A 21698-nucleotide genomic window follows, 5' to 3' on the forward strand; every position below is an offset into this window, starting at 1 on the left:
TTCTTTTTTATTGCCTTTCTTCTTCAAACGTTTCATATTGACGTGCTTTTTTGTGGTTGATTCGGCGTAACTTAATATGAGGTTTATACCCCAAGTTAACCGGCACATTTTCAATTCGCACGTCGCTAAAAGATAGTCCAAACCATTGAATAGGCGTTGCTGTATGATTTTGAAGCCAAATTCTAGCTGAAACTAACCATCTATCAAAACCAGAGATATTAGTTGCTAATGATAACGCTTCTTTCAAAATAACAAATTTAAAATCTCCAACTCGGCGACCTTTTGATGTGGTATATCTTTGAGGCTGTGCTTCAATCGTTCCCTGTTCAATTAAGTCATTGATGATTTGGCGTAAGTAGACATTTACTTTTTGAGATTTTTTAAACCCTAAGTAAATAGTTACTTGGATAACGTTCTTGGTACCATAAGTTTCGACCGTATAATCATGGGTATAAGGACTATCCGTTGTGACCATCGTAATAAACCAATAAACTTTAGCACGTTTTGGACGTTTATCTAAAATAGAATACAAAATGGACTTCTTAACTTGATGTCCTTTTTTAACTTTAGCCATATAAACCAAATTCGTTGAGGTTACAGGATAGTGTTCATCTTGACTCAATGAAACTAACTGATCTTTATAGTCGGTCAAACAGCCATATTCATTATCTGTTTCATATTTAGAGCGAACTTTATTACCAAAATACCAAATATACATTACTAAGATAATCGCTAATGTGATGAGTACTGTAACATAACCCCCATGTTCAAACTTCACAGCACTTGAAATGAAAAATGAAAATTCCACAATCAAGAAGAATGCTGTTAATAAGCCTGATAACCATTTAGAAACCTTTGTATCCAAGAAATTATGTAATAAAATTGTTGTCATTAGCATGGTTACCGTAATAGCTAACCCATAGGCTGCTTCCATATGTTGTGAGTTTTGGAAATATAAGACTAGAGCAATTGTAATCACACATAGCAACCAATTGACTGTCCCAATATAAATTTGACCACGCTTATTACCTGGATGATGGATGTTCATCCTTGGCAATATTTTGAGTCTAATGGCTTCAGAAACTAACGTATAAGACCCTGTAATTAATGCTTGTGACGCAATAACTGCCGCTAACGTTGCTAAAATAATCGCAAAAAATGTTAAACTATCGGGCACAACAGCATAAAAGGGATTAAGTGCTGTACTTTGGACGTTCAAGTGATTATTAATCAACCAAGCTCCTTGCCCCATATAGCTCAAAACTAATGAGAGATAAACAATTGGCCAGCTAAAGTAAATATTATGTTTACCAACATGACCCATATCTGAATAAAGGGCTTCAGCCCCTGTTGTTGCTAGGAAAATGCTCCCTAAAATAAAAAATCCTGACTTGTTAGCGGGACTAAATAATACTTGCAACCCATAAACAGGCGATAAAGCTTTCAAAATTCCTGGGTAACTTAACAAGTTACAAAATCCAACAATAGCGATGAAGAAAAACCAACCACACATAATGGGGCCAAAAGCTTGTCCGATTTTTGCGGTTCCAAAACGCTGCATAGCAAATACCACTAACAATATTGTAATGACTACCGCAATTACGACATTTTGATCACTACTGAACGTAAACAAACCTAGATTTTGAGACTTCAATCCTTCAATAGCACTGGTAACTGTTACAGCAGGTGTAATAGTCCCATCGGCTAATAAAGCCGCCCCACCAATTAAAGCCGAGATAATCAACCACTTTTTCTTTCGTCTAACTAAGGTATATAAGGCGAAAATACCACCTTCACCATGGTTTGATGCTTGCATGGCAATAATCACATACTTTAATGTTGTAATAATCATCAAAGTCCAAATGATTAAAGAAATACTTCCTATAATATAATCCGGCTGAAGATTTTTAAATCCACCGCCATCACGAATAATTGCATTCATCGTATATAACGGTGATGTCCCGATATCACCATATACGATACCAAAAGAAACCAAAATCCCCATTAAGGACAGGTTCTTTTTCTTTTGAGTTAAACTCATTGTGACCACCTCTTACCTTCTTTGTCGCCTACATTTTAGAATTACACCTTCAAAAACGCAAAGATTTTGTTACTTTTTTCAGTAAGTGGTTGAAATTTGTGTTTTTCACTTATATAATGTAAGTACAAATTGATTAAAGGAGAATTATTTATGAGTAAAATCGCAGTAATCGTGACAAACTACGTTGAAGATATTGAATATACTTCACCTGTTGAAGCTTTACAAGCTGCAGGACACGAAGCTGTCACAATTGAAAACGAAGCTAACAACGCTTTCACAGGTAAAAATGGTGGCCAATTCAAAGCTGACCTAGGTATTGCAGATGCAAACCCCGAAGACTTTGATGGGCTACTTGTACCTGGTGGATTCTCACCTGACATTTTAAGAGCAGATGACCGTTATGTTGAGTTTACTAGACATTTCTTCTTAACCAATAAAGCAATCTTTTCAATTTGTCATGGTCCACAAATCTTTATTCAAACTGGACTAACAAAAGGTCGTCGTCTGACAGCTTATACTTCTGTTGTCCCTGACTTATACTATGCAGGTGCAATTATTGAAGACAAACCTGTTGTTATTGACGAAAACTTAGTGACAAGTCGTACTCCTGATGATTTAGATGCTTTCAACAAAGCCATTGTTGAAGTTTTAAACTAAGTCAAAGATTCTTTTAAAAAAATTTAAGAAATTTCTGTTAAACTACGCTCATGAGCGTAGTTTTTTTATGACTATTATTACTAGGAGGAATATTTATTTTAGAATTTAAAGATATCACCCAAGAAAGTCCCGAAAAACAACAACTGGTTAAGGATTTATACTTAACTGCTTTTCCTGAACACGAAAGACTAGCCTTTTCTTTTATTTTGGATAGAGCTAAGTTAGATCAAAACCATCTTGTTGCAATCGAAGATGACGGTCAATTTATTGGGCTTGTTTACTACACAATCTCAGGAAAAAACTTACTCATTTCATACCTTGCTATGGATCCTTCAACTCGTTCAAAAGGTTATGGTACCCGTGTTCTTGAACAATTCAAAGAAAAGTATCAAGATAAAACTATCTTTTTGGAAATTGAAGAAGTGATTGAAAACGCTGATAACTATACTCAACGTGTTAAACGCCAATCATTCTATGAAAGAAATGGTTTTACTAAAAGCAACATTTATATGAAAACCAAAATTGAAGGTAACGGGCTTGAAATTATGACCACACAGCCAATTACATTCGCTGACTATAAAGATGCTGTGACAACTTACTTAGGTCAAGATAATATGAGTGAGTGGAACAGCTACTTTGAAGCTGTTATTAGATAAAACAAAAACATCAACTCATTTTGAGTTGATGTTTTTTAGTTTAAACTCGACACAATCGCTCTAACTTCTGGTTCTGACGTACAACAACAGCCACCTATCCACTTGGCACCTTGTTCATGCCACTGTTTAGTATAAGTGTTGAAAGTTTGTTGACTGTGAGGTGCTTTGTCCCATTCCTTAACTTCTGGTGAATAACTTGCACCAGAGTTTGGATAAATGACTAAATCTTTTTGGGCAGTTGGTTGAACTTGTTTCAAAAATGAAGTAACTAACTCAGGTGCAATACAATTTGCACCATAAGCAATTACTTGGTTATTTTCTTCAAGTAATGCTTGAACCTGTTCAAAAGGTGTGCCATCACTTAATGTTTTGGCATCTTTCAATGTACAAGTCACCCAAACAGAAATTTCTGGTAACTCTTTAAGTAGCTCTAAAATTACCTTGATTTCTTGATAGTTAGGCATGGTTTCAATCGCTAATAAGTCACAACCTTCTGCTATTAAAACATCTAGACGATCACGATGAAATTCACGATACGCTTCATCAGATAACGCGTAATCTCCTCGATATTCTGAACCATCTGCTAGATAAGCCCCATAAGGTCCCACCGCTCCTGCTAAAAATTTTGGTTGAGTTGAGTCACTAGCCTGACGGGCTTCATCAGCTAATTGAACTGCACGTTTAATCAACGTTTTAGCTTGGTCAACGCTGTAGCCTTGATCTAAATAACCTTGAACACTAGCTTGATAGGTGGAAACAATTGCAATATTAGCTCCAGCATCAAAGTAGGCTTGATGAACATCTTTGATTTTTTCGGGGTAGTAGTCAATAGCTGAAGCTGTCCATAATTTATTGTTTAAATTAACCTGACGTTCTTCAAGTCCTAGTGACATTGCCCCATCAATTACAATACTATTTTGTTGCTTTGCCCAATTTTTGATTAACTCTTTTGACATGTTTAGTCTCCTTTTTTTGAATAATAAAATAATAATAAGCAAATACGATGGCCGAGAATAATACACCGGCAATTAAAGATAGCTGTTGTTCTGGATCAAATCCAATCCCAACCAGAGAAATGGTACATAAGATGATAACTGCCCACGGTACAATTGGGTAGAAAGGAGTTTTATATTTTAAGTCTGACGTTTTGTGCCCTTCTTTTAAAAACTGCTTTCTAAATCGTAATTGTGCAACCCCAACAGATAACCAAACCGAAACGACCGCAAATCCTGACAATGATGTTAACACTAGATAAACGGTTCCAGGTGCATAAATACTAGAAAACAAGGATAATAATCCGCCTAATAATGTGAGTGTTAACCCGTAGATAGGTAAGCCATTTTTATTTAACCTAGCTAACTTTTTAGGAAGTGGGCCTTGATTAGCTAGTGACCAAATCATTCTGGATGCAGCATAAACACCTGAGTTAGCACCTGAAAGAACGGTAATAAATAAAACCACGGACATTAAATTACCTGCATAAGCAAACCCCGCGTTATTTAAAATTGCAACAAACGGACTTGTGGTCAGCCCTGATGACTCTTGTGGCAGTAAAGCTCCAATTACAAAAATGGCACCGATAAATAAGATGACTAAAATAACAAGTGTCTTTAAAATGGCACCAGGTAAAACTTTTTGAGGGTTTTTAGTTTCACCTGCAGCAACTGCGATAATTTCCGTTCCTGAAAAAGCAAAGTTAGCAGCTAAAATTACCGAAATCACAGGCAAAATTCCATTAGGTAGTAAGCCATTTTTAGTAAAGTTTGATAATAAAACGGGTTGTGTTTGACCTGCTGATTGAATAACCCCAAAAACTAAAGCTAGTCCAATTACAATAAAAACCAGTAAAGCTAAACTTTTAATAATAGACATTACCAACTCACTAGCTGCAAACCATTTGACCTGTGATAAATTCAATGCTGCTAACAAGACAATGAATATCATGCACCAAATCCAAACAGGTATGTTTTGATAAAAACCATTTGCAATCATGGCTAAGGTAATGAGTTGCGACCCTAATGAGACAGTCCAAGTTAACCAATATAACCAAGCAACGACAAAACCAACACCTGGATGAATATGCTTGCTAGCATAAGTATGAAATGATCCTGTTGTTGGATTATGAACGGACAATTCTCCCAAACACAACATCACCAAACATACCAAAATTGCCCCAATAATATATGCAGCTAAGGTTCCAATGGGACCTGCTGATTGAATTAAATAACCTGAACTCATGAAAATACCTGTTCCAATAACACCTCCAAGTGATAATGTCACCAGGTGCTTACTTTGCATTTGTTTTGTAAATGATTCTTTTGCCATGTGATTGACTCCTCCTTTTTAATTAATGAAATAAAAAAAGACACCCGCCCTAAAAAGGGCGAGTGTCTCTCGCGGTACCACCTTTGTTTTAAATTTAGCCGTGATTAAATCCACAGCTAAACTCTCTCAATCCGGAACTAACATTCCTTCACGCTATATCAGGCGTACCCGTTGTAAGCTCAATTACTTTACTCACAAAAGCTCAAAGACCATTTTCATTCTGCTTCAAATATCTACTCTCACCAACTGTAGACTCTCTTTAAAATGAAGTTGAGAATTACTTTTCTCATCATCGCTTAATCATTTCATTTTTTTATAATGTTTACATGGTTTTCACCTTTTGTCAACACTTTTATGGAACCATGGAATATTTTTATCAAATAAAGCTAACGCATCATTCAATAAGTAAAGCGTATATGTAAATAGTAACGTAAAGTTAGCATCGCCTTGAAAAGCGGTTGTGCCCCATAAAATCACACTCATTACACCTTGGAAAATCCAAAAGTAATATTGATCTCTAAATCTTAATGTTGCCAAAATAGAACCGGTAATACCAACTGCTCCAGCAAAAGCATCAAGTACTGGTCGTGGACTAATAAACAACTGTGTATCCATTAAATAAAGTAATCCAAACACAACAATAAAGAATAAAGCTGTTAGCCCCCAGTCTCTTAATGGTTTTGAGTCAGAAAGACCTCGAATATGAGCTTGTACATTCTCAGACCACTTAGGTAGAACTAAAACTGGAATGTCTAATAAAATAATATAAGCTGCCTGTAAAACAACATCAGCATAGTTCTTAGCTGAAATTGCGACAATAATATATAAAATCGCACTGATTAAACCAAACATACCATTAACAGGTTTGGCGTTTGTAATTGCAAGTGTTGTGGTGTATCCCAAAATACCCGCAAACATCGTTGTAATTGAAATAGCATTAATATCACTTGTAATTGTTGTTAAAATTACAACAATTATCCCCAATGTTAACAACTGGTAACTTCGCTTAGTCCACCCCTTCATTTGATGAATATACCAGCTTGGTTTTAACACACGTAATGCGTCTTGATTCAATTTCATTCCCCTTCTCTATAAAAAATCAACACTAGATATTGTACACGTCATTCAAAAAAACGCAATATTTTTCTATATGTTGTGTTTTTTGAAAAAGTCAAGTATTTTAACATTTGATTTTTATGTAATAAATGTTAAAATTTAATAAATTTATAATATTCGGAGGTACAGATTATGAGATATGCAGTTTTGGGATCAGGAGCCATGGGTTTTAGATATGGTGTTATGTTACAAGAAAATGCAGGTGTCACTGTTGACTTTGTTGATTCATGGGAACCTAATATTGAAGCTGTCAAAAAGCAAGGCGGCGTTCGTGTTCAACGTGATCACGAAAATGAACAGTTAATCGATGTTAATATTTACTCACCTGAAACGTATGATCAAAAACCAGATGTTTGGTTAGTTTTTGCCAAACAAATGGAACTCCAAAACTTACTTGACTGTTGTCAAAAAGCTGGATTGTTCAACGATAATCAATATGTTGTCAGTGCTATGAATGGGATTGGCCACATGGACAAAATCGTTCAATTCTTCCCAAATGAACATGTTCTGGGTGGAACAGCAATGATTGCAACACTAATGCCTGAACCTGGGTTTGTTGACTTCATGGGTAAAGAAGGCAAAGAAAGTATGCATCTTGCAACTTATGGCGATAACGAGCCTGATGCTAACCAAAAACAAATCATGGCTGATTTAGAAAGTGCTAAACTTCACCCAATTTATAGTGAAGATTACTTGAGTATGGCCATGACCAAGCTATTGTTCAACTCCGTTGTTAATACAATCTGTACGATGTTTGAAATTCCAATGGGACAATTCGGTGACTTCAAAGGGGCTAAAGAAATGACTACCCAAATGATGGATGAAGCCTTTGAAGCTTGTAAACGAAACAATATTGACCTACCTCAAACAAAAGAAGAAGCTATTCAAGGTGTTTTAGATGGTTGTGTAGATTACAAATATCACCACCCTTCTATGTATCAAGACCTTTCTAAAAATCGTCCAACAGAAGTCGATTACATTAATGGCTATATTGTCAAACTTGGTGACAAAGTTGGATACAATTGTGCCGTTCACCGCTTTGTTGTGAACGAAGTTCACTTAGCTGAAAGTATTAAACAAGCTCAAAAGTAGTTTGAATATCAAACTTTTTTACACGCTAAATAAAAACCGCTAAATCCTTTATATAAAAGGGTTTATAGCGGTTTTTGTTTTATCGAAATTCAAATTTTAATTAGCCAATTTTAAAAAAAGGTTTGATATTCAAACAAAAATAATATACCATGAATTCCAGTTCAGAAAAGTAACACAATTGCTGAACATTAGGAGGAAATTATGGAGCCAGTTTTAACTGCAAGCGAAATTATGAAAATGATTCCCAACCGCTATCCAATTCTTTTTATGGATTACGTTGATGAAATCAATCCCGGAGAATCAATCGTGGCAACTAAAAATGTCACAATCAACGAAGAGTTTTTCCAAGGACACTTCCCTGGAAACCCTGTTATGCCGGGAGTTTTAATTATTGAAGCTCTTGCTCAAGCCGCTTCTATTTTAATTTTAAAATCTAAAGAATTCGAAGGCAAGACTGCTTACATGGGTGCGATTAAAAACGCCAAATTCAGAAAAGTAGTTGAACCTGGTGATGTATTAAAACTTCACGTCAAAATGATTAAGCAACGTGCCAACATGGGTATTGTTGAAACTTACGCAGAAGTTAATGGTAAGAAAGCTTGCCAAGCCGAACTTACTTTTATCGTAGCTAATCGCGATTAAATCAAACAGACGTTGCGCTTATAACTTAACTGAGGAGAAAAGTATGTCAGTTCATGATGACGAAACAAAGTTCAAAAAAGCGGAACATGATTTTATTAATGAAGCTTTAGCTAATGTCTATGACAATATTTTAAGAATCGAAGAAAAGGAGTTAAAAAAGAGCTCTTTTAGCGATATTACTGTCAAAGAAGTCCACTTAGTTCACGCCATTAGTTTGCATGAACCCAAAAGTGCTTCACAGATTGCTAAAAAAATGCATCTATCAAGAGGAACCTTGACGATTAACTTGCGAAACCTTGAACGAAAAGGTCTCATTAATCGCACCAAAAACCCTCATGATCAACGTGTAACAGATATCACTCTAACCAAACGCGGTCGAGTGTTATATCGTGCACACAATGCATTTCATTCAAAAATGGTAGACCGTTTTTTAGCAGGTTTCAGCCTTGACGAGCTCAAGGTTGTCAAACATGCTTTAGTCAACTTACAAGACTTTTTGGATGAGCTCACTTAAAACCGACATGAAAAATTTTTCTATCGAACAAACCGCTCACGTTGTCCCTGAAAATGTTGTCACCAATAATGACCTCACGGCATTTATGGAAACTTCAGATGAGTGGATTTCAAAGCGAACCGGCATCAAACAACGACATATTTCAAATCAGCAAACCACAAGCGATTTATGTTTAAGCGTTGCTGAAAATTTGATTACTAACAGCCAATACAATGCCGAAGACATTGACTTGATTATCGTTGCAACAATGTCTCCTGACTATATGACACCTAATGTAGCGTCTATGGTTCAAGGTGAACTTGGTGCTACTAACGCGATGGCGTTTGATATCAATACCGCCTGCTCAGGCTTTGTCTACGGATTGAAAATGGCACATTCATTATTTAATGATGACAAAATTTCAACCGCTATTGTAATTGGTGGTGAAGTTTTAAGTAAACTAGTTGACTTCAATGATCGCTCAACAGCCATTCTCTTTGGAGATGGTGCTGGTGGTGCCTTAATTACGAAAAATGAAGGTACTGGTCATTATCTAGGGGATAATTTTGAAACTTACGGTGATATGGGACGCTTCCTAACTGCCGGACATTTCAATACCCAAACCCCTTTCAACCAAATGCTTGACACAACACCCCTATCTTTTGAAATGAATGGCCGTAAAGTTTATGACTTTGCGACTTCAGCTATTCCTGAGTCATTAAATAAAGCTCTTGAAGATGCTGGCTTAGACTTGGAAGATATTGATCATTTTATTTTTCATCAAGCTAATGCTCGAATTATAAAAACCGTGGTCAAAAAATTAAAACTAGATCCAACTAAAGCACATGTTAACATTGATCGATTTGGTAATACAGCTGCTGCCAGTGAACCTATTCTTCTAGATGAAGTGATTCAAAATGGTACAGTTAAAAAAGGTCAAACCTTAGCTTTAATTGGATTTGGTGGCGGTCTTGAAATTGGAACCGTCATTTTAAACTATTAAAAAACAACAATTAAAAATAATAATAAAACTATTGAAAAATTGAGAGGAAATTTAATTATGACTAACGAACAAATTTTAAACAAAATCAAAGCTATCGTGGAAGAACAAACAGATGCAGATGTAGAAAGCATTGTTGAATCAACAAACTTTAAAGATGACTTAGACTTAGACAGTTTAGATGTTTTTGAAATCGTTAACGAAATCGAAGACGAATTTGACATTGAAATCGAAACAGAAGACGAAAGTCTAGACACTGTTGGTGAAGTTGTTAACTACGTTAGCAAAAAATTAGGCGAATAATCGAGGTTCGCTTATGAATTTTAGTTATTTATTTGCTGGCCAAGGTCAACAGTCTAAAGGTATGGGACAAGACTTATATGAAGCTGAACCTTTATATCGTCAGACCATCCAAGAAGCTTCAAAAGCGTTAGACCTTGATTTAACTAATCCGGAAGTCTTTGACGCAGAAGAAAACACGCAAGTTGCGATTGTTGCAATGAGTCTTGGAATTTTCAGAATTTTAAATCATGAATTTGGTCAAGCTAGCAGCTATATTGGCCTTAGTTTAGGTGAATATAGTGCCCTACTCGCTGCAAATAGTTTAGATTTTAGCCAAGGTTTTCCACTTTTAGCCGATAGAATGCGTTATATGCAAGAAGCTGGCGATAATAATCCTGGTAAGATGATGGCTATTTTGAACTGTGATGCAGAACTTCTACAAGAAGTACTAACCGACGTCAACCAGACAGATGCGGCTTATCCTGCAAACTACAATACCCCTGATCAAACAGTTATCGGTGGTAGTGCTAGTGGTCTAAAACAAGTGAAAAAGACTTTAAAAGAACATGGTGTTAAAAAAGCCATTCCACTTAAAATGTCTGTTGCCTCACATACCCCTCTTATGCAAGAGGCTAGTGAGAAGTTAGAAAAAAGACTTGAAAGCGTTGACTTCAATACACCTGACGTTCCTGTTATGAGTAACACAACTGTCACACCGTTTGAATTGTCAACAATCAAGCAAACACTAACTGACCAACTAGTTCAACCAACCCATTTCTATCAAGGATTAGAAAAATTAGTTGCACAAGATAACCTATCTGCTGTAATTGAAATTGGTCCTGGCCAAACACTAAGTCGTTTCGCTAAAAAAACATGTCCAGAACTTGAAACTTATGCTGTTCATGATTTAGAAAGTCTTAATCAATTGCGTCAAAAATGGACAAAATAGGAGACATTATTTAAATGAGTACTGAAAAAAAAGTTGCCCTAGTCACTGGTGGTGCCAAAGGTATCGGACTAGCAACTGCTAAGCGTTTAAGTCAAGATTTTAAAGTCGTTATTAATATTCATAGCGACCCAACACCTGAACAATTGAAAATTTTTGATGACTACAACTTAACTTATGTTAAAGGCGATGTCGCTTCTGAAGCTGACAGCAAACAAATTATCTCAGATATTGTTGATGAATATGGTCATTTAGATGTTTTAGTTAATAATGCAGGAATCACACGTGACAAATTAATGACACGTATGAAACAAGCAGATTTTGAAGATGTGATTAACACAAACTTAACTGGAACATTTAATATGTCTAAATTTGCATTAAAACAAATGCAACGTCAACGTTCTGGTAATATTATTAACCTTTCAAGTATTGTGGGTCTAAATGGTAATATCGGTCAAGCTAACTATGCGGCAAGTAAAGCCGGCATTATTGGTTTAACTAAGACAATCGCACGTGAAGGTGCTCTTCGTGGCGTTCGTTGTAATGCTGTAGCTCCTGGTATGATTGAAACAAGTATGACTGATGCACTTAGTGATAAAACAATGGATTACTATAAAGAAACAATTCCTTTAAAACGTTTTGGAACAGCTGATGAAGTTGCCCAAACCGTAGAATTCTTAATTCAAAATCCATATATCACCGGACAAGTTATCGCCGTTGATGGCGGTTTGACAATTTAGGAGGGCTTTTATGACTAGAGTTGTAATTACAGGAATGGGGGCTGTTACCTCACTTGGTAACGATAGCCAATCATTCATCAAATCTATCTTAGATTCAAAATTAGGTATTTCTAAAATCGAAAAATTCGATGCAAGTAATACTGGTGTTTCTGTTGCAGGTGAAATCAAAGATTTTGATGCAACAAAACGCTTAGAAAAAAAACAAGCTAAGAGAATGGATTTATTCTCACAATACGCACTTTACAGTGCCATTGAAGCTATGGAACAAGCAGGATTAAGTGACGCTAATATTGATCCTGAACGTCTAGGTGTTATTTATGGCTCAGGTATTGGTGGTTTAACAACTATCCAAGAACAAGTCACTAAAATGAATAACAAAGGTCCTAAACGTGTTTCCCCTATGTTTGTACCAAATGCTATTATCAATATGGCTGCTGGTAATATTTCAATGCACTTCAATGCTAAAAACACAAGTCAAGCTATTGTAACAGCTTGTGCTTCTGGTACTAACGCTATTGGAAATGCGTTTGAATTAATCAAACAAAACAAAGCGGATGCTATCATTACTGGTGGTTCTGAAGCTTCTGTTAATGAAATTGGTATTGCAGGATTTGCTTCTCTAACTGCCCTTTCTACTGCTGAAGACCCAGCTAAAGCTTCAATGCCTTTTGACAAAAACCGTCGTGGTTTCGTTATGGGTGAAGGTGCTGGTACATTAGTCCTTGAAAGTTTAGAACACGCTCAAGCTCGTGGTGCTAACATTTTAGGTGAAGTAGTCGGATATGGTAGCACAAGTGATGCTTTCCACATTACACAACCTGATCCTGAAGGTAAAGGTGCCATTCGTGCTATGAAAGAAGCTATTGATGAAGCTGGTATTTCTGTTGATGATGTTGATTATATCAATGCTCACGGAACAGCTACTGGTGCTAATGATTCTGGTGAATCAAAAGCCATTGCAAGCTTATTTGGTACAAATAACCACGTTAGAACAAGTAGTACTAAAGGTATGACTGGTCACTTGTTAGGTGCTGCTGGTGCTATTGAAGCCGTTGCCACAGTAGGTAGTTTATTAAACAGCCAAATGCCTGAAAATGTTGGTGTTTACGAACAAGATGACGAATGCCAAATTGAACTTGTTAACAAAGAAAATGCGAAAGCAGATATTACATATGCCATCAGTAATTCATTTGGATTCGGTGGTCACAATGCTGTAGTTGCTTTCAAAAAATGGAGTTAATGACTAATGAATGAGAAACAAATTGAACAATTATTTGATAAATTTGAAAATTCTTCACTCAAAGAGTTTGAGCTAGTACAAGGTGACTTCAAACTTTCCCTAAGTAAAAGAGAAAGTGCAGCGCCTCAAGTAGCAGCTCCTGAAGCTGTAACTGCTGCTCAACCAACAACTCAAAATACACCTATAACAACTGAAGCTCCAACAGAAACTGAAGGGACAGCAAATGCTGCCCCTTCTAATCTTGAAGACATCAAAAGCCCACTTGTTGGTGTGGCTTACTTAGCACCAAAACCTGATGCTGATGTGTTCAAAAAAGTTGGTGACTCTGTTAAAAAAGGTGACGTTGTTTGTGTGATTGAAGCCATGAAAATGATTAATGAAGTCAAAAGTACCGTTGATGGTGTTGTCAGCTCAGTTAATGTTGAAGACGGCACAATGGTTGAATTTGACCAATCACTATTTTCAATCGAACCTAAGGAGTAAGTTATGACTCAATACAGTAACCATGATGTCTTTGAAGCAATTCCTCAACGCTACCCGTTTATGATGATTGATACCATTAAAGAAATCAATCCTGGGCAAAATGCCATTGCAACCAAAAACGTCACGATTAACGAGTGGTTCTTCAAAAGTCAAAATCCCGATCACCTAGAGATGCCTCGTCCTTTGATTATTGAAGCACTCGCACAAACTGGTGTTTGTGCTTTACTTTCACAACCAGAATTTGAAGGTAAAAACGCCTTCTTTGGTGGGATTAAATCAGCTGAATTCTCAGATGGTTTTTATCCTGGTGATGAGTTAACACTTGAGGTTAAATTAACCAAAATCAAACGCAATATCGGATTAGGGACAGGACAAGTCGTTCGAGATAACAAGGTTATTTGTGAAGCGGAGCTCATGTTTGCTATCCAATAATCCGAGGAGGAATTACATCATGTTTAGTAAGGTCTTAGTGGCTAATCGTGGAGAGATTGCCTTACAAATTATTAGATCTTTACAAGAAATGAATATTAAAGCTGTTGCCATTTATTCAACTGCTGACAAAAATGAATTATTCGTCAAACAAGCTGATGAAGCCGTTTGTATTGGTGAAGGTCCAGCTAACAAGTCTTATCTTGATATGTCAGAAGTCATTAGTGCAGCTGTTCTAACCGGATGTGAAGCACTTCATCCAGGATATGGATTTTTATCTGAAAATGCTGAATTTGCTGAACTATGTGAAAGTTGCGGCATTACTTATATTGGTCCTAAATACCAAACCATCAACTTGATGGGAAATAAATCTAACGCCCGTTTAACAATGAAAAATAGCGGTGTGCCTGTTATTCCTGGTAGTGATGGTTTAGTTGATACAGCTGAAGATGCAGTCAAAATTGCTGAACAAATCGGCTACCCAGTTATGCTAAAAGCTGCTGATGGTGGTGGTGGTAAAGGTATGCGTCAAGCTAATAATAAAGAAGAAGTTCTGACTTTATTTGAACAAACTCAACAAGAAGCCAAACTTTCTTTCAATAATGGGAGTCTTTATTTAGAAAAGATTATCGAAAAAGCTAAGCATATCGAAGTTCAAGTCATGAGCGATCAATTTGGTAATACCGTTTATTTCCCTGAACGTGACTGTTCACTGCAGTTCCATCACCAAAAAGTCCTAGAAGAAACCCCCTGTCGCCTAATCAACGATAACCAACGTCAACAACTTGGTGAAATCGTGGTTAAAGCGTGTCAAGAAATCGGGTATTTAAATACGGGTACTTTTGAGTTCTTGATGGATGAAGACCAAAACTTTTACTTTATGGAAATGAACACTCGATTACAAGTTGAACATACCGTTACTGAAGAAGTCAGTGGTGTTGAAATGATTAAGACACAAATCAAAGTAGCTGCTGGTGAAGCACTTCCTTTCAAACAAGAAGATGTTAAAGCTACCGGTCATGCTTTGGAATGTCGAATTAATGCTCAAAACCCAGCTCAAAACTTTACCCCTTCTCCTGGTCAAATCAAGAAATTGAATTTACCAATGGGAACGCTTGGCGTACGTATTGATACAGGTATTACAGCAGACAGTTTCATCTCCCCTTACTACGATTCAATGATTGCCAAATTAATTGTGCACATGGATACACGTGAACAAACAATTAATAAGATGAAACGTCTATTAGGCGAATTCGAAATTGAAGGTGTCAAAAGTAATCACCTCTTCTTAAGAGACTTACTTTCTGATGAAACAGTTGAAAATGAAACCTTCAATAACGATTACATCGAGCATTCATTCTTTAAAAGGTGGGTATCTGATGACACAAAATAATTTATTTGAATCACCAACACCAAAACAACTTAGCGAGCGTATGGATCATATCCCATCTAATACCATGATGGCGTGTCCTTATTGCCAAGCTAAGTTTTTCAAAACACAACTTGATGAGTTTCGTCAATGTCCTGAATGTCACTATGGCTTTCGTATCATGGCTTATGACCGCATCAAGTTATTGTGTGATGACTTTAGCGAAACTGAAAAAGAATTAGCACCTTCAGCTACTGACTTTCCTGAAGAAAAATACCAAGCCAAAATCAAACAAGCAAAAGCTAAAACGGGTCTAAATGAAAGTGTTTTAACTGGTTTAGCTAAAATTGCTGACCAAGATTTTGCTTTAGGTGTGATGGATCCTTACTTTATTATGGGAAGTCTTGGAAGTCAGACTGGTGAAAAATTAACTCGCTTGTTTGAACTAGCAACCAAGAAAAAATTACCTGTTGTGCTATTTACAGCTTCAGGTGGTGCTAGAATGCAAGAACGCATTTTTTCACTTATGCAAATGGCCAAAGTCTCTCGTGCTGTCAGTGAACACAAAAAAGCAGGCTTATTCTACTTAACAGTGCTAACTGATCCAACAACTGGTGGGGTAACCGCTAGTTTTGCCATGCAAGGTAATATCACAATGGCTGAACCGCATGCTTTAATTGGGTTTGCTGGTCAACGTGTTATCGAACAAACCATTCATCAAAAAGCCCCTAAAGATTTTCAAAGAGCTGAAACCTTGATGAAAAATGGGTTCGTTGATTTGATTACCCCAAGAGACAAACAAAAAGAAGTGATTGCCAAACTATTGCGTTGGCATCAAGCAAAGTAACGAGGTGATTTTATGACAAAACAAACCGCTTATGACAAAGTTCAAGCTGCTCGTCATCCTTCAAAAATCACAGCAGATGAGTTAATTAACGCGATTTTTGAAGACTTTATTGAACTTCACGGAGATCGTCACAATAAGGATGATGAAGCAATTAAAGCTGGGATTGGCTCGTTAAATCACCAACCAGTTACAATTATTGCGACCCAAAAAGGTACTGATACCAAAGAAAACATCGATCGCCACTTTGGAAGTCCTGAACCTCAAGGCTATCGTAAAGCCTTACGCTTAATGAAAGAAGCAGAGCGTTTTAATCGTCCGGTTATTACATTTATCAATACACCTGGAGCTTATCCTGGTGTTGATGCTGAATATAACGGTCAAGGTGACGCCATTGCACAATGTTTAATTGAAGGAGCTCAGCTTTCTGTTCCCTACCTTTCTGTCATTTATGGAGAAGGTGGAAGTGGTGGTGCTTTAGCACTAGCTTGTGGAGATCAAGTTTGGATGTTTGAAAATAGTACTTATTCTGTTTTATCTCCTGAAGGTTACGCTGCTATTTTATGGAAAGATGCCAAATTAGTTGAACAAGCTTCAGAAGAACTTAAATTGACTCCTGAACAATTACTCAAAGAAGCAATCATTGATAAAATTGTACCAGAAGTTCAAGATGTCCCTTCTGCTCAAAAGCTGAAAGACTTATTAGTAGCTGAAATCGATAAACTACAAGCACTTTCAACAGAAGATTTATTAAACCAAAGAAAACAACGTTTTAGAAAATTTTAATTTAATTGATGGAGTGAAGACTTAATGAGTACGTTAATGCAAGGAAAGAAAATTGTCGTAATGGGAGTTGCTAACTCTCGTAGTATCGCTTGGGGTTGTGCTAAAGCACTAGAAGAAAACGGCGCTGAAGTTATTTATACTTACCAAAACGATCGTATGAAAAAAAGCCTAACAAGAACTGTTGGCGAAGATAAATCAATGATTGCTTGTGATGTTGCTGATGATGATAACGTCACCAAAGCATTTGAAGAAATTCATGAAAAACACGGTAACATTGATGGTGTTATCCATGCGATTGCTTTTGCTGATAAAGAAACACTTGAAGGTGGCGTATTAAACACCAAACGTGACGGTTACCGTATGGCACAAGATATTAGTGCTTACTCACTAATCGCAGTATCTCGTGCTGCTAGCCGTATCATGAACGAAGGTGGAAGCATTGCCACACTAACTTACTTTGGTTCAACTCGTGCTATCCCTAACTACAATATGATGGGAGTTGCAAAAGCTGCCCTTGAATCAAGTGTTCGTTACTTAGCTCGTGACCTTGGCCCTCAAAAAATTCGTGTGAACTCAATTTCTGCTGGTGCTATGAAAACATTAGCCGTTACAGGAATCAAAGAACACTCTAAATTACTTCAACTTTCACGTGACTTGACAGTTGATGGCAACGAAGTCACACTAGAAGAAATTGGAAATGTTGCGACATTCTTAATGAGCCCACTTTCAACTGGTGTAACGGGTGACGTTATCTACGTTGATAAAGGTGTCCACCTTTCATAAAAAACTGTTCTTTTCGGAGGTACCATGTCAAGTCATTATCATCTTAAATACGATACGACAGACAATACCCTTCATCAACCACTCTTTCAACAATTCAATCAATCAAAGCATTGCTTAGAGTTACCCAAAAATGAATTGAAAAAAAACCAATTTATCTTAGGAAGAAAATTATTGGCTGACTTATCTGGTCTTCCCTTTAACCGTCTTCTCTCTAATGAATTGTTTGCCTTTAATTCACTTGGTAAACCAACTCTCAAAAAAAGCAATGCTTTTTTCTTTAGTATTGCCCATTCAGATAAACACGTTGTTGTGGCAACTAGCCAAAGCAACATCGGTGCTGATATTGAACAATACAAACTAATCAATCCCAAACGATTTCATCGGGCTTTTTCAACCAAAGAATGGGATTACCTGATGTCATTAGATGAAGCCAAACAAGCTTATACCGCACTCAAACTCTGGACAATTAAAGAAGCGGTACTCAAAGCAATTGGTGTTGGGCTACCTGGTAATCCCAAGTCCGTTGAAATTGACTTAGTAACTTTTAAATCAGCTAAAAGATATGATCAACAATTCACCTTATTTGATCACTCAACTACTGATTATCTATTAAGTGTTGCTTTAGAAACCAATCAAACAAAGGATACTTATGACTAACTCAACTATTTCAAAACTTGATTTTTTCAACTGGCACAAAACACTCTCTCATTTCAAACTATTAACGTTTGAAACAATTGATTCGACTAATACTTATGCTAAAAAATATATTGATGAAACTTCAGATATTACTCCAACAATCATTACTTCAACTCAGCAAACAGCAGGTTATGGTAAACAAAGTCGTGCGTTTTTTTCGCCTAAGGGACTGTATACGACTTTGATTTTGCCTGTTAAGCACTTAAAAAACCTCAATCCTGGATTAGTGACGATTGCGACAGGACTAGGAGCAGTTGATACTTTAAAACGTTATTTCCCCCATCAATTCTTTGAATTGAAGTGGGTGAATGATGTCTTAACTAATGGTAAAAAATGTGGCGGTATCTTAGTTGAATTAGTACAAAAAGATAGTCAGTTTTTTTTGGTTATAGGAATCGGTTTGAACATTCAAACCCCCTCTTTTCCATATGAACTAGCTCAAATTGCGACATCTGTTACCACAAATACTTGTGATTTAACTCATTTTCTAGCTGACTTAGTCCATCATATTTTGAACCGCATTACTCATCAACTGGATAATCAGTTGATACTTGATTATAAAAATTATTCTAGCCTACTTAATCAATTTATCACGGTAAAAGGTCGAAAACAGTCTTACACAGGTATTGTACGAGACTTCAACACTAAGGGCGGACTTGTTTTACAAGATCCAAAAAACCTAGATTTAACGACTTTTTATAGTGGTGATGTGACTAAACTAATTAAGTAGTCTTTGGAGGAACTATGACAATTAAAGATTTAACTTACACGGCTTTATTCACGGCATTAATCATTGTACTTGGGATTTTTCCACCCATTACAATTGCGATTTTGCCTGTTCCATTAGTGATTCAAAACTTTGGCGTATTGCTGGCAGCAACACTTTTAGGACCCAAAAGAGCCACACTTTCTGTGCTGGTATTCTTAATTCTAGTTGCGTTAGGTTTACCATTTTTAACTGGGGGACGTGGCGGAATTGGTGTCTTCTTTGGTCCAACAAGTGGTTATCTGCTAGCTTGGTTAGGTATTCCGATTGTTGTTAGTTTGACACATCGCTTTATTAATAACCGCTTTAAGACTTGGTATGCGACTTTGTTTAGTCTCATCATTGGCGGCATTGTCTTTGTCGATATCATCGGATCACTTGGGGTGAGTCTTGTTTCTCATCTTCCTTATTTACAAGTACTATGGTCTAATATCGTGTTTTTACCAGGTGATTTGATTAAAGTCATTGTATGCTTTATGATTTACCAACGTGTTAAAAAACACGTTTAGCTCACTCATTAAAAAAAGACTGGTAACGATTATTTCGTTACCAGTCTTTTTATTTTATTGGGTTTCTTGTACACGGCTATTTAAGAAGTGAAGACCTTCAGCATTAATTTTATCAATTAATAAACTGAAGTAATCACTATTAGGTTTTTGGCGAATGCTGATTTTAACGAAGTTACGTTCTTTAAAATCATCTAATGCCACTTTAATTTGATCAAAGTCTACACCATTTTCTACTTCGAATTTCTCTAAATCTTTACGATTGACAAACCCTTTTCTGTTAATTTCATTATAAATATAAACCATTAATAAGGTTTCTAATCTTTCCGATGTCATTAAATCATTCCCTCTTTGTTAGTAGAATTATTCTAGCATAAGGAAAGTCAAATAAGCTAATTTAATGACGATAAAAATAGAAAAAATCAAGGCGAAACCGCGTGATATCAACCGTTAATTTTTTTGGAAATCGTTGCGTTTTGTTAAGACTATCCACAACTGATTGCGTTAGTTACTTACTTAAGATACAGGATATAGTGGTTTTATCGTTTTTTCTGAAATAGACGATATAGCGAAAAGATAATCATAAGTGCCATTGCTACTATAAAGATATTAGCTGTCATGCCAAAAATACCTGAATTAGGATTAACGACACTACCTGAATAAGATCCTAAGAAATGGTTAGCTTTTTCACTAACATAATAAATCATAACGCCAAAAATACCGACTTCTAAAAGTGCTGCCACGGCACCTAAAAAACGTAATATTTTGGAATGTGTAAAACACGATAGAACGATAACTAAGATAGGCATTAAAACTAAACCATATCCAAGAGATTGGACGAATCCTGCACCACTTCCAGCAGAACTACCAAAGAATTGGCCCACGCCTTCAATCATTCTAATATATGAAGTCGTCTGCCCAACAAGTCCATACAAGCTGACATTACTATTAGAAATGAATCCTGCTCCTAAAACTCCATATAAAGTTGCTAGACTAGATAGGAATAAGAAGAAGGATGACCAGCCTGACCCCCTTGCTTTAATGTAATTCTTTTTTTGATAATAAGTCTGACGCTTATTTTTTTCTTGTTTAGTGGGCTGAACAGGTTCGCTACTTTCTGCAACGTGATGAGGTTCAGCTTTTGAAACATCAGGCTTATCAGATGACTGTTCTGTTTGACGTTTTGTATTGGCCTCTTCGACACTGTCTTTCACTCGGTGAAAAACTTTAGCATAAAAGTCTTTAACTTGCTGATTAGCTTTAATTGTTTTGCCATTGTGAGAAAGTCCCATCATATACAACACAATAGCTGAGATAATCACTAATAGAAATCCTAGCAATTTAGAAAATAGCGTAAATAAAAAGAGTAATCCATAAATTGTATAAACTAACTCAAAGTTATTTTGCAAGAATTGCTTTAATTGCTGTAACCGTTCTGGATTGGGCTTATATTTGTCAAAATTTTGAGCTGATTCTGACTTAGACCTCACTTTCTGTCCACATTTAGGACAAAATTGTGCATCTTCACTCAGAATCGTGCCACATTTAGTGCATTTTCGATGAGCTTTGTCATCTTTTCTGGTTAATTTTTCAACCATTAACCTCACAACCTTTCATTTAATAAAATTTGATAGTTTCTATTCAAATTATTGCACAATACGCTCTATCAATCACTCAATTTATGCTAGAATTATTACCATAATAACCAAATAAAAGAGAGGTTCTTCAAATGAACGAACAAGAAAAACAGCAACAAAAGTTAATTAAGCGAACTTATATCTACTTTATTGTTGGATTCGCTTTTTT

General features: G+C 36.3%; 25 protein-coding genes and 1 other annotated feature. Of the genes, 19 read left to right on the forward strand and 6 right to left on the reverse strand.

The genetic code is table 11. The annotated features are described in order from the left end of the window. Positions 1-7 precede the first annotated feature (7 nt). The gene (locus tag R4Y45_RS06670; RefSeq protein WP_339970398.1) at positions 8-2041 is read right to left on the reverse strand and encodes a KUP/HAK/KT family potassium transporter; all 2034 of its coding nucleotides are present in this window, start codon (positions 2039-2041) and stop codon (positions 8-10) included. Positions 2042-2191: 150 nt separating this feature from the next. On the opposite strand from R4Y45_RS06670, the gene R4Y45_RS06675 reads away from it, so the two are divergent. Further along, positions 2192-2698 carry a type 1 glutamine amidotransferase domain-containing protein gene (locus R4Y45_RS06675; RefSeq protein ID WP_339970399.1) on the forward strand — a complete coding sequence of 169 codons (507 nt, stop codon included), beginning with the start codon at positions 2192-2194 and terminating at the stop codon, positions 2696-2698. 143 nt (positions 2699-2841) lie between these two features. Then, a complete protein-coding gene (locus R4Y45_RS06680) occupies positions 2842-3354 on the forward strand; it encodes a GNAT family N-acetyltransferase (RefSeq protein WP_339970425.1) in 513 nt (170 codons plus the stop codon). Between the two features lie 35 nt (positions 3355-3389). Here R4Y45_RS06680 and mmuM read toward each other — a convergent pair whose 3' ends face one another. From mmuM to pnuC, 3 genes are all read right to left on the reverse strand, one after another. Then, complete coding sequence (gene mmuM / locus R4Y45_RS06685; RefSeq protein ID WP_339970400.1) at positions 3390-4310, reverse strand: homocysteine S-methyltransferase; 921 nt, start codon at positions 4308-4310, stop codon at positions 3390-3392. Beyond that, a complete protein-coding gene (locus R4Y45_RS06690; RefSeq protein WP_339970401.1) occupies positions 4267-5679 on the reverse strand; it encodes an amino acid permease in 1413 nt (470 codons plus the stop codon). Before R4Y45_RS06690 ends, mmuM begins: the two co-directional genes overlap by 44 nt. Before the next feature lie 51 nt (positions 5680-5730). Then, positions 5731-5981, reverse strand: a binding site (T-box leader). Positions 5982-6012: 31 nt separating this feature from the next. Continuing rightward, positions 6013-6759 carry a nicotinamide riboside transporter PnuC gene (pnuC, locus tag R4Y45_RS06695; protein WP_339970402.1) on the reverse strand — a complete coding sequence of 249 codons (747 nt, stop codon included), beginning with the start codon at positions 6757-6759 and terminating at the stop codon, positions 6013-6015. Between the two features lie 168 nt (positions 6760-6927). Between pnuC and R4Y45_RS06700 the strand changes: the two genes are divergently transcribed. The 17 genes from R4Y45_RS06700 (at position 6928) to R4Y45_RS06780 (ending at position 19895) form a co-directional block, all read left to right on the forward strand. After that, positions 6928-7887, forward strand: a complete 960-nt coding sequence (locus R4Y45_RS06700) for a ketopantoate reductase family protein (protein WP_339970403.1) — start codon at positions 6928-6930, stop codon at positions 7885-7887. A 201-nt stretch (positions 7888-8088) separates the two neighbouring features. Then, entirely contained in the window at positions 8089-8529 is a 441-nt protein-coding gene (gene fabZ, locus R4Y45_RS06705; RefSeq protein ID WP_339970404.1) for a 3-hydroxyacyl-ACP dehydratase FabZ, read from the forward strand. A 43-nt stretch (positions 8530-8572) separates the two neighbouring features. After that, positions 8573-9043 (forward strand): MarR family winged helix-turn-helix transcriptional regulator, encoded by a 471-nt coding sequence (locus tag R4Y45_RS06710; protein WP_339970405.1) that lies wholly within the window; start codon positions 8573-8575, stop codon positions 9041-9043. 7 nt (positions 9044-9050) lie between these two features. Then, complete coding sequence (locus R4Y45_RS06715) at positions 9051-10025, forward strand: ketoacyl-ACP synthase III (protein ID WP_339970406.1); 975 nt, start codon at positions 9051-9053, stop codon at positions 10023-10025. A gap of 57 nt (positions 10026-10082) precedes the next feature. Further along, positions 10083-10325, forward strand: coding sequence for an acyl carrier protein (locus R4Y45_RS06720; protein WP_339970407.1), 243 nt, complete (start codon positions 10083-10085; stop codon positions 10323-10325). A 13-nt stretch (positions 10326-10338) separates the two neighbouring features. Further along, positions 10339-11253, forward strand: a complete 915-nt coding sequence (locus R4Y45_RS06725; RefSeq protein ID WP_339970408.1) for an ACP S-malonyltransferase — start codon at positions 10339-10341, stop codon at positions 11251-11253. Positions 11254-11267: 14 nt separating this feature from the next. Continuing rightward, positions 11268-11990, forward strand: coding sequence for a 3-oxoacyl-ACP reductase family protein (locus R4Y45_RS06730; RefSeq protein ID WP_339970409.1), 723 nt, complete (start codon positions 11268-11270; stop codon positions 11988-11990). A gap of 10 nt (positions 11991-12000) precedes the next feature. After that, the gene (gene fabF, locus R4Y45_RS06735) at positions 12001-13230 is read left to right on the forward strand and encodes a beta-ketoacyl-ACP synthase II (RefSeq protein WP_339970410.1); all 1230 of its coding nucleotides are present in this window, start codon (positions 12001-12003) and stop codon (positions 13228-13230) included. A 6-nt stretch (positions 13231-13236) separates the two neighbouring features. Further along, positions 13237-13713, forward strand: coding sequence for an acetyl-CoA carboxylase biotin carboxyl carrier protein (accB, locus tag R4Y45_RS06740; protein ID WP_339970411.1), 477 nt, complete (start codon positions 13237-13239; stop codon positions 13711-13713). A gap of 3 nt (positions 13714-13716) precedes the next feature. Then, complete coding sequence (gene fabZ, locus R4Y45_RS06745) at positions 13717-14145, forward strand: 3-hydroxyacyl-ACP dehydratase FabZ (RefSeq protein ID WP_339970412.1); 429 nt, start codon at positions 13717-13719, stop codon at positions 14143-14145. Between the two features lie 19 nt (positions 14146-14164). Continuing rightward, on the forward strand, positions 14165-15535 hold the full coding sequence (accC, locus tag R4Y45_RS06750; protein WP_339970413.1) for an acetyl-CoA carboxylase biotin carboxylase subunit: 1371 nt from the start codon (positions 14165-14167) through the stop codon (positions 15533-15535). Continuing rightward, positions 15522-16358, forward strand: coding sequence for an acetyl-CoA carboxylase carboxyltransferase subunit beta (locus R4Y45_RS06755; RefSeq protein ID WP_412747371.1), 837 nt, complete (start codon positions 15522-15524; stop codon positions 16356-16358). Before accC ends, R4Y45_RS06755 begins: the two co-directional genes overlap by 14 nt. A 12-nt stretch (positions 16359-16370) precedes the next feature. Further along, a complete protein-coding gene (gene accA / locus R4Y45_RS06760; RefSeq protein ID WP_339970414.1) occupies positions 16371-17141 on the forward strand; it encodes an acetyl-CoA carboxylase carboxyl transferase subunit alpha in 771 nt (256 codons plus the stop codon). A 24-nt stretch (positions 17142-17165) separates the two neighbouring features. Next, complete coding sequence (fabI, locus tag R4Y45_RS06765; protein WP_339970415.1) at positions 17166-17924, forward strand: enoyl-ACP reductase FabI; 759 nt, start codon at positions 17166-17168, stop codon at positions 17922-17924. A 24-nt stretch (positions 17925-17948) separates the two neighbouring features. Then, a complete protein-coding gene (locus R4Y45_RS06770; RefSeq protein WP_339970416.1) occupies positions 17949-18581 on the forward strand; it encodes a 4'-phosphopantetheinyl transferase family protein in 633 nt (210 codons plus the stop codon). Further along, positions 18574-19350, forward strand: a complete 777-nt coding sequence (locus R4Y45_RS06775; protein WP_339970417.1) for a biotin--[acetyl-CoA-carboxylase] ligase — start codon at positions 18574-18576, stop codon at positions 19348-19350. Before R4Y45_RS06770 ends, R4Y45_RS06775 begins: the two co-directional genes overlap by 8 nt. A gap of 14 nt (positions 19351-19364) precedes the next feature. Then, positions 19365-19895, forward strand: coding sequence for a biotin transporter BioY (locus tag R4Y45_RS06780; protein ID WP_339970418.1), 531 nt, complete (start codon positions 19365-19367; stop codon positions 19893-19895). Positions 19896-19949: 54 nt separating this feature from the next. Here the strand turns inward: R4Y45_RS06780 and R4Y45_RS06785 are convergent, their stop codons facing one another. Then, complete coding sequence (locus R4Y45_RS06785) at positions 19950-20228, reverse strand: hypothetical protein (RefSeq protein WP_339970419.1); 279 nt, start codon at positions 20226-20228, stop codon at positions 19950-19952. Between the two features lie 203 nt (positions 20229-20431). Further along, positions 20432-21490, reverse strand: coding sequence for a zinc ribbon domain-containing protein (locus R4Y45_RS06790; RefSeq protein ID WP_339970420.1), 1059 nt, complete (start codon positions 21488-21490; stop codon positions 20432-20434). Between the last annotated feature and the right edge of the window lie 208 nt (positions 21491-21698).

The organism is Holzapfeliella saturejae (assembly GCF_037546065.1).
Taxonomy (GTDB): Bacteria; Bacillota; Bacilli; order Lactobacillales; family Lactobacillaceae; genus Holzapfeliella; species Holzapfeliella saturejae.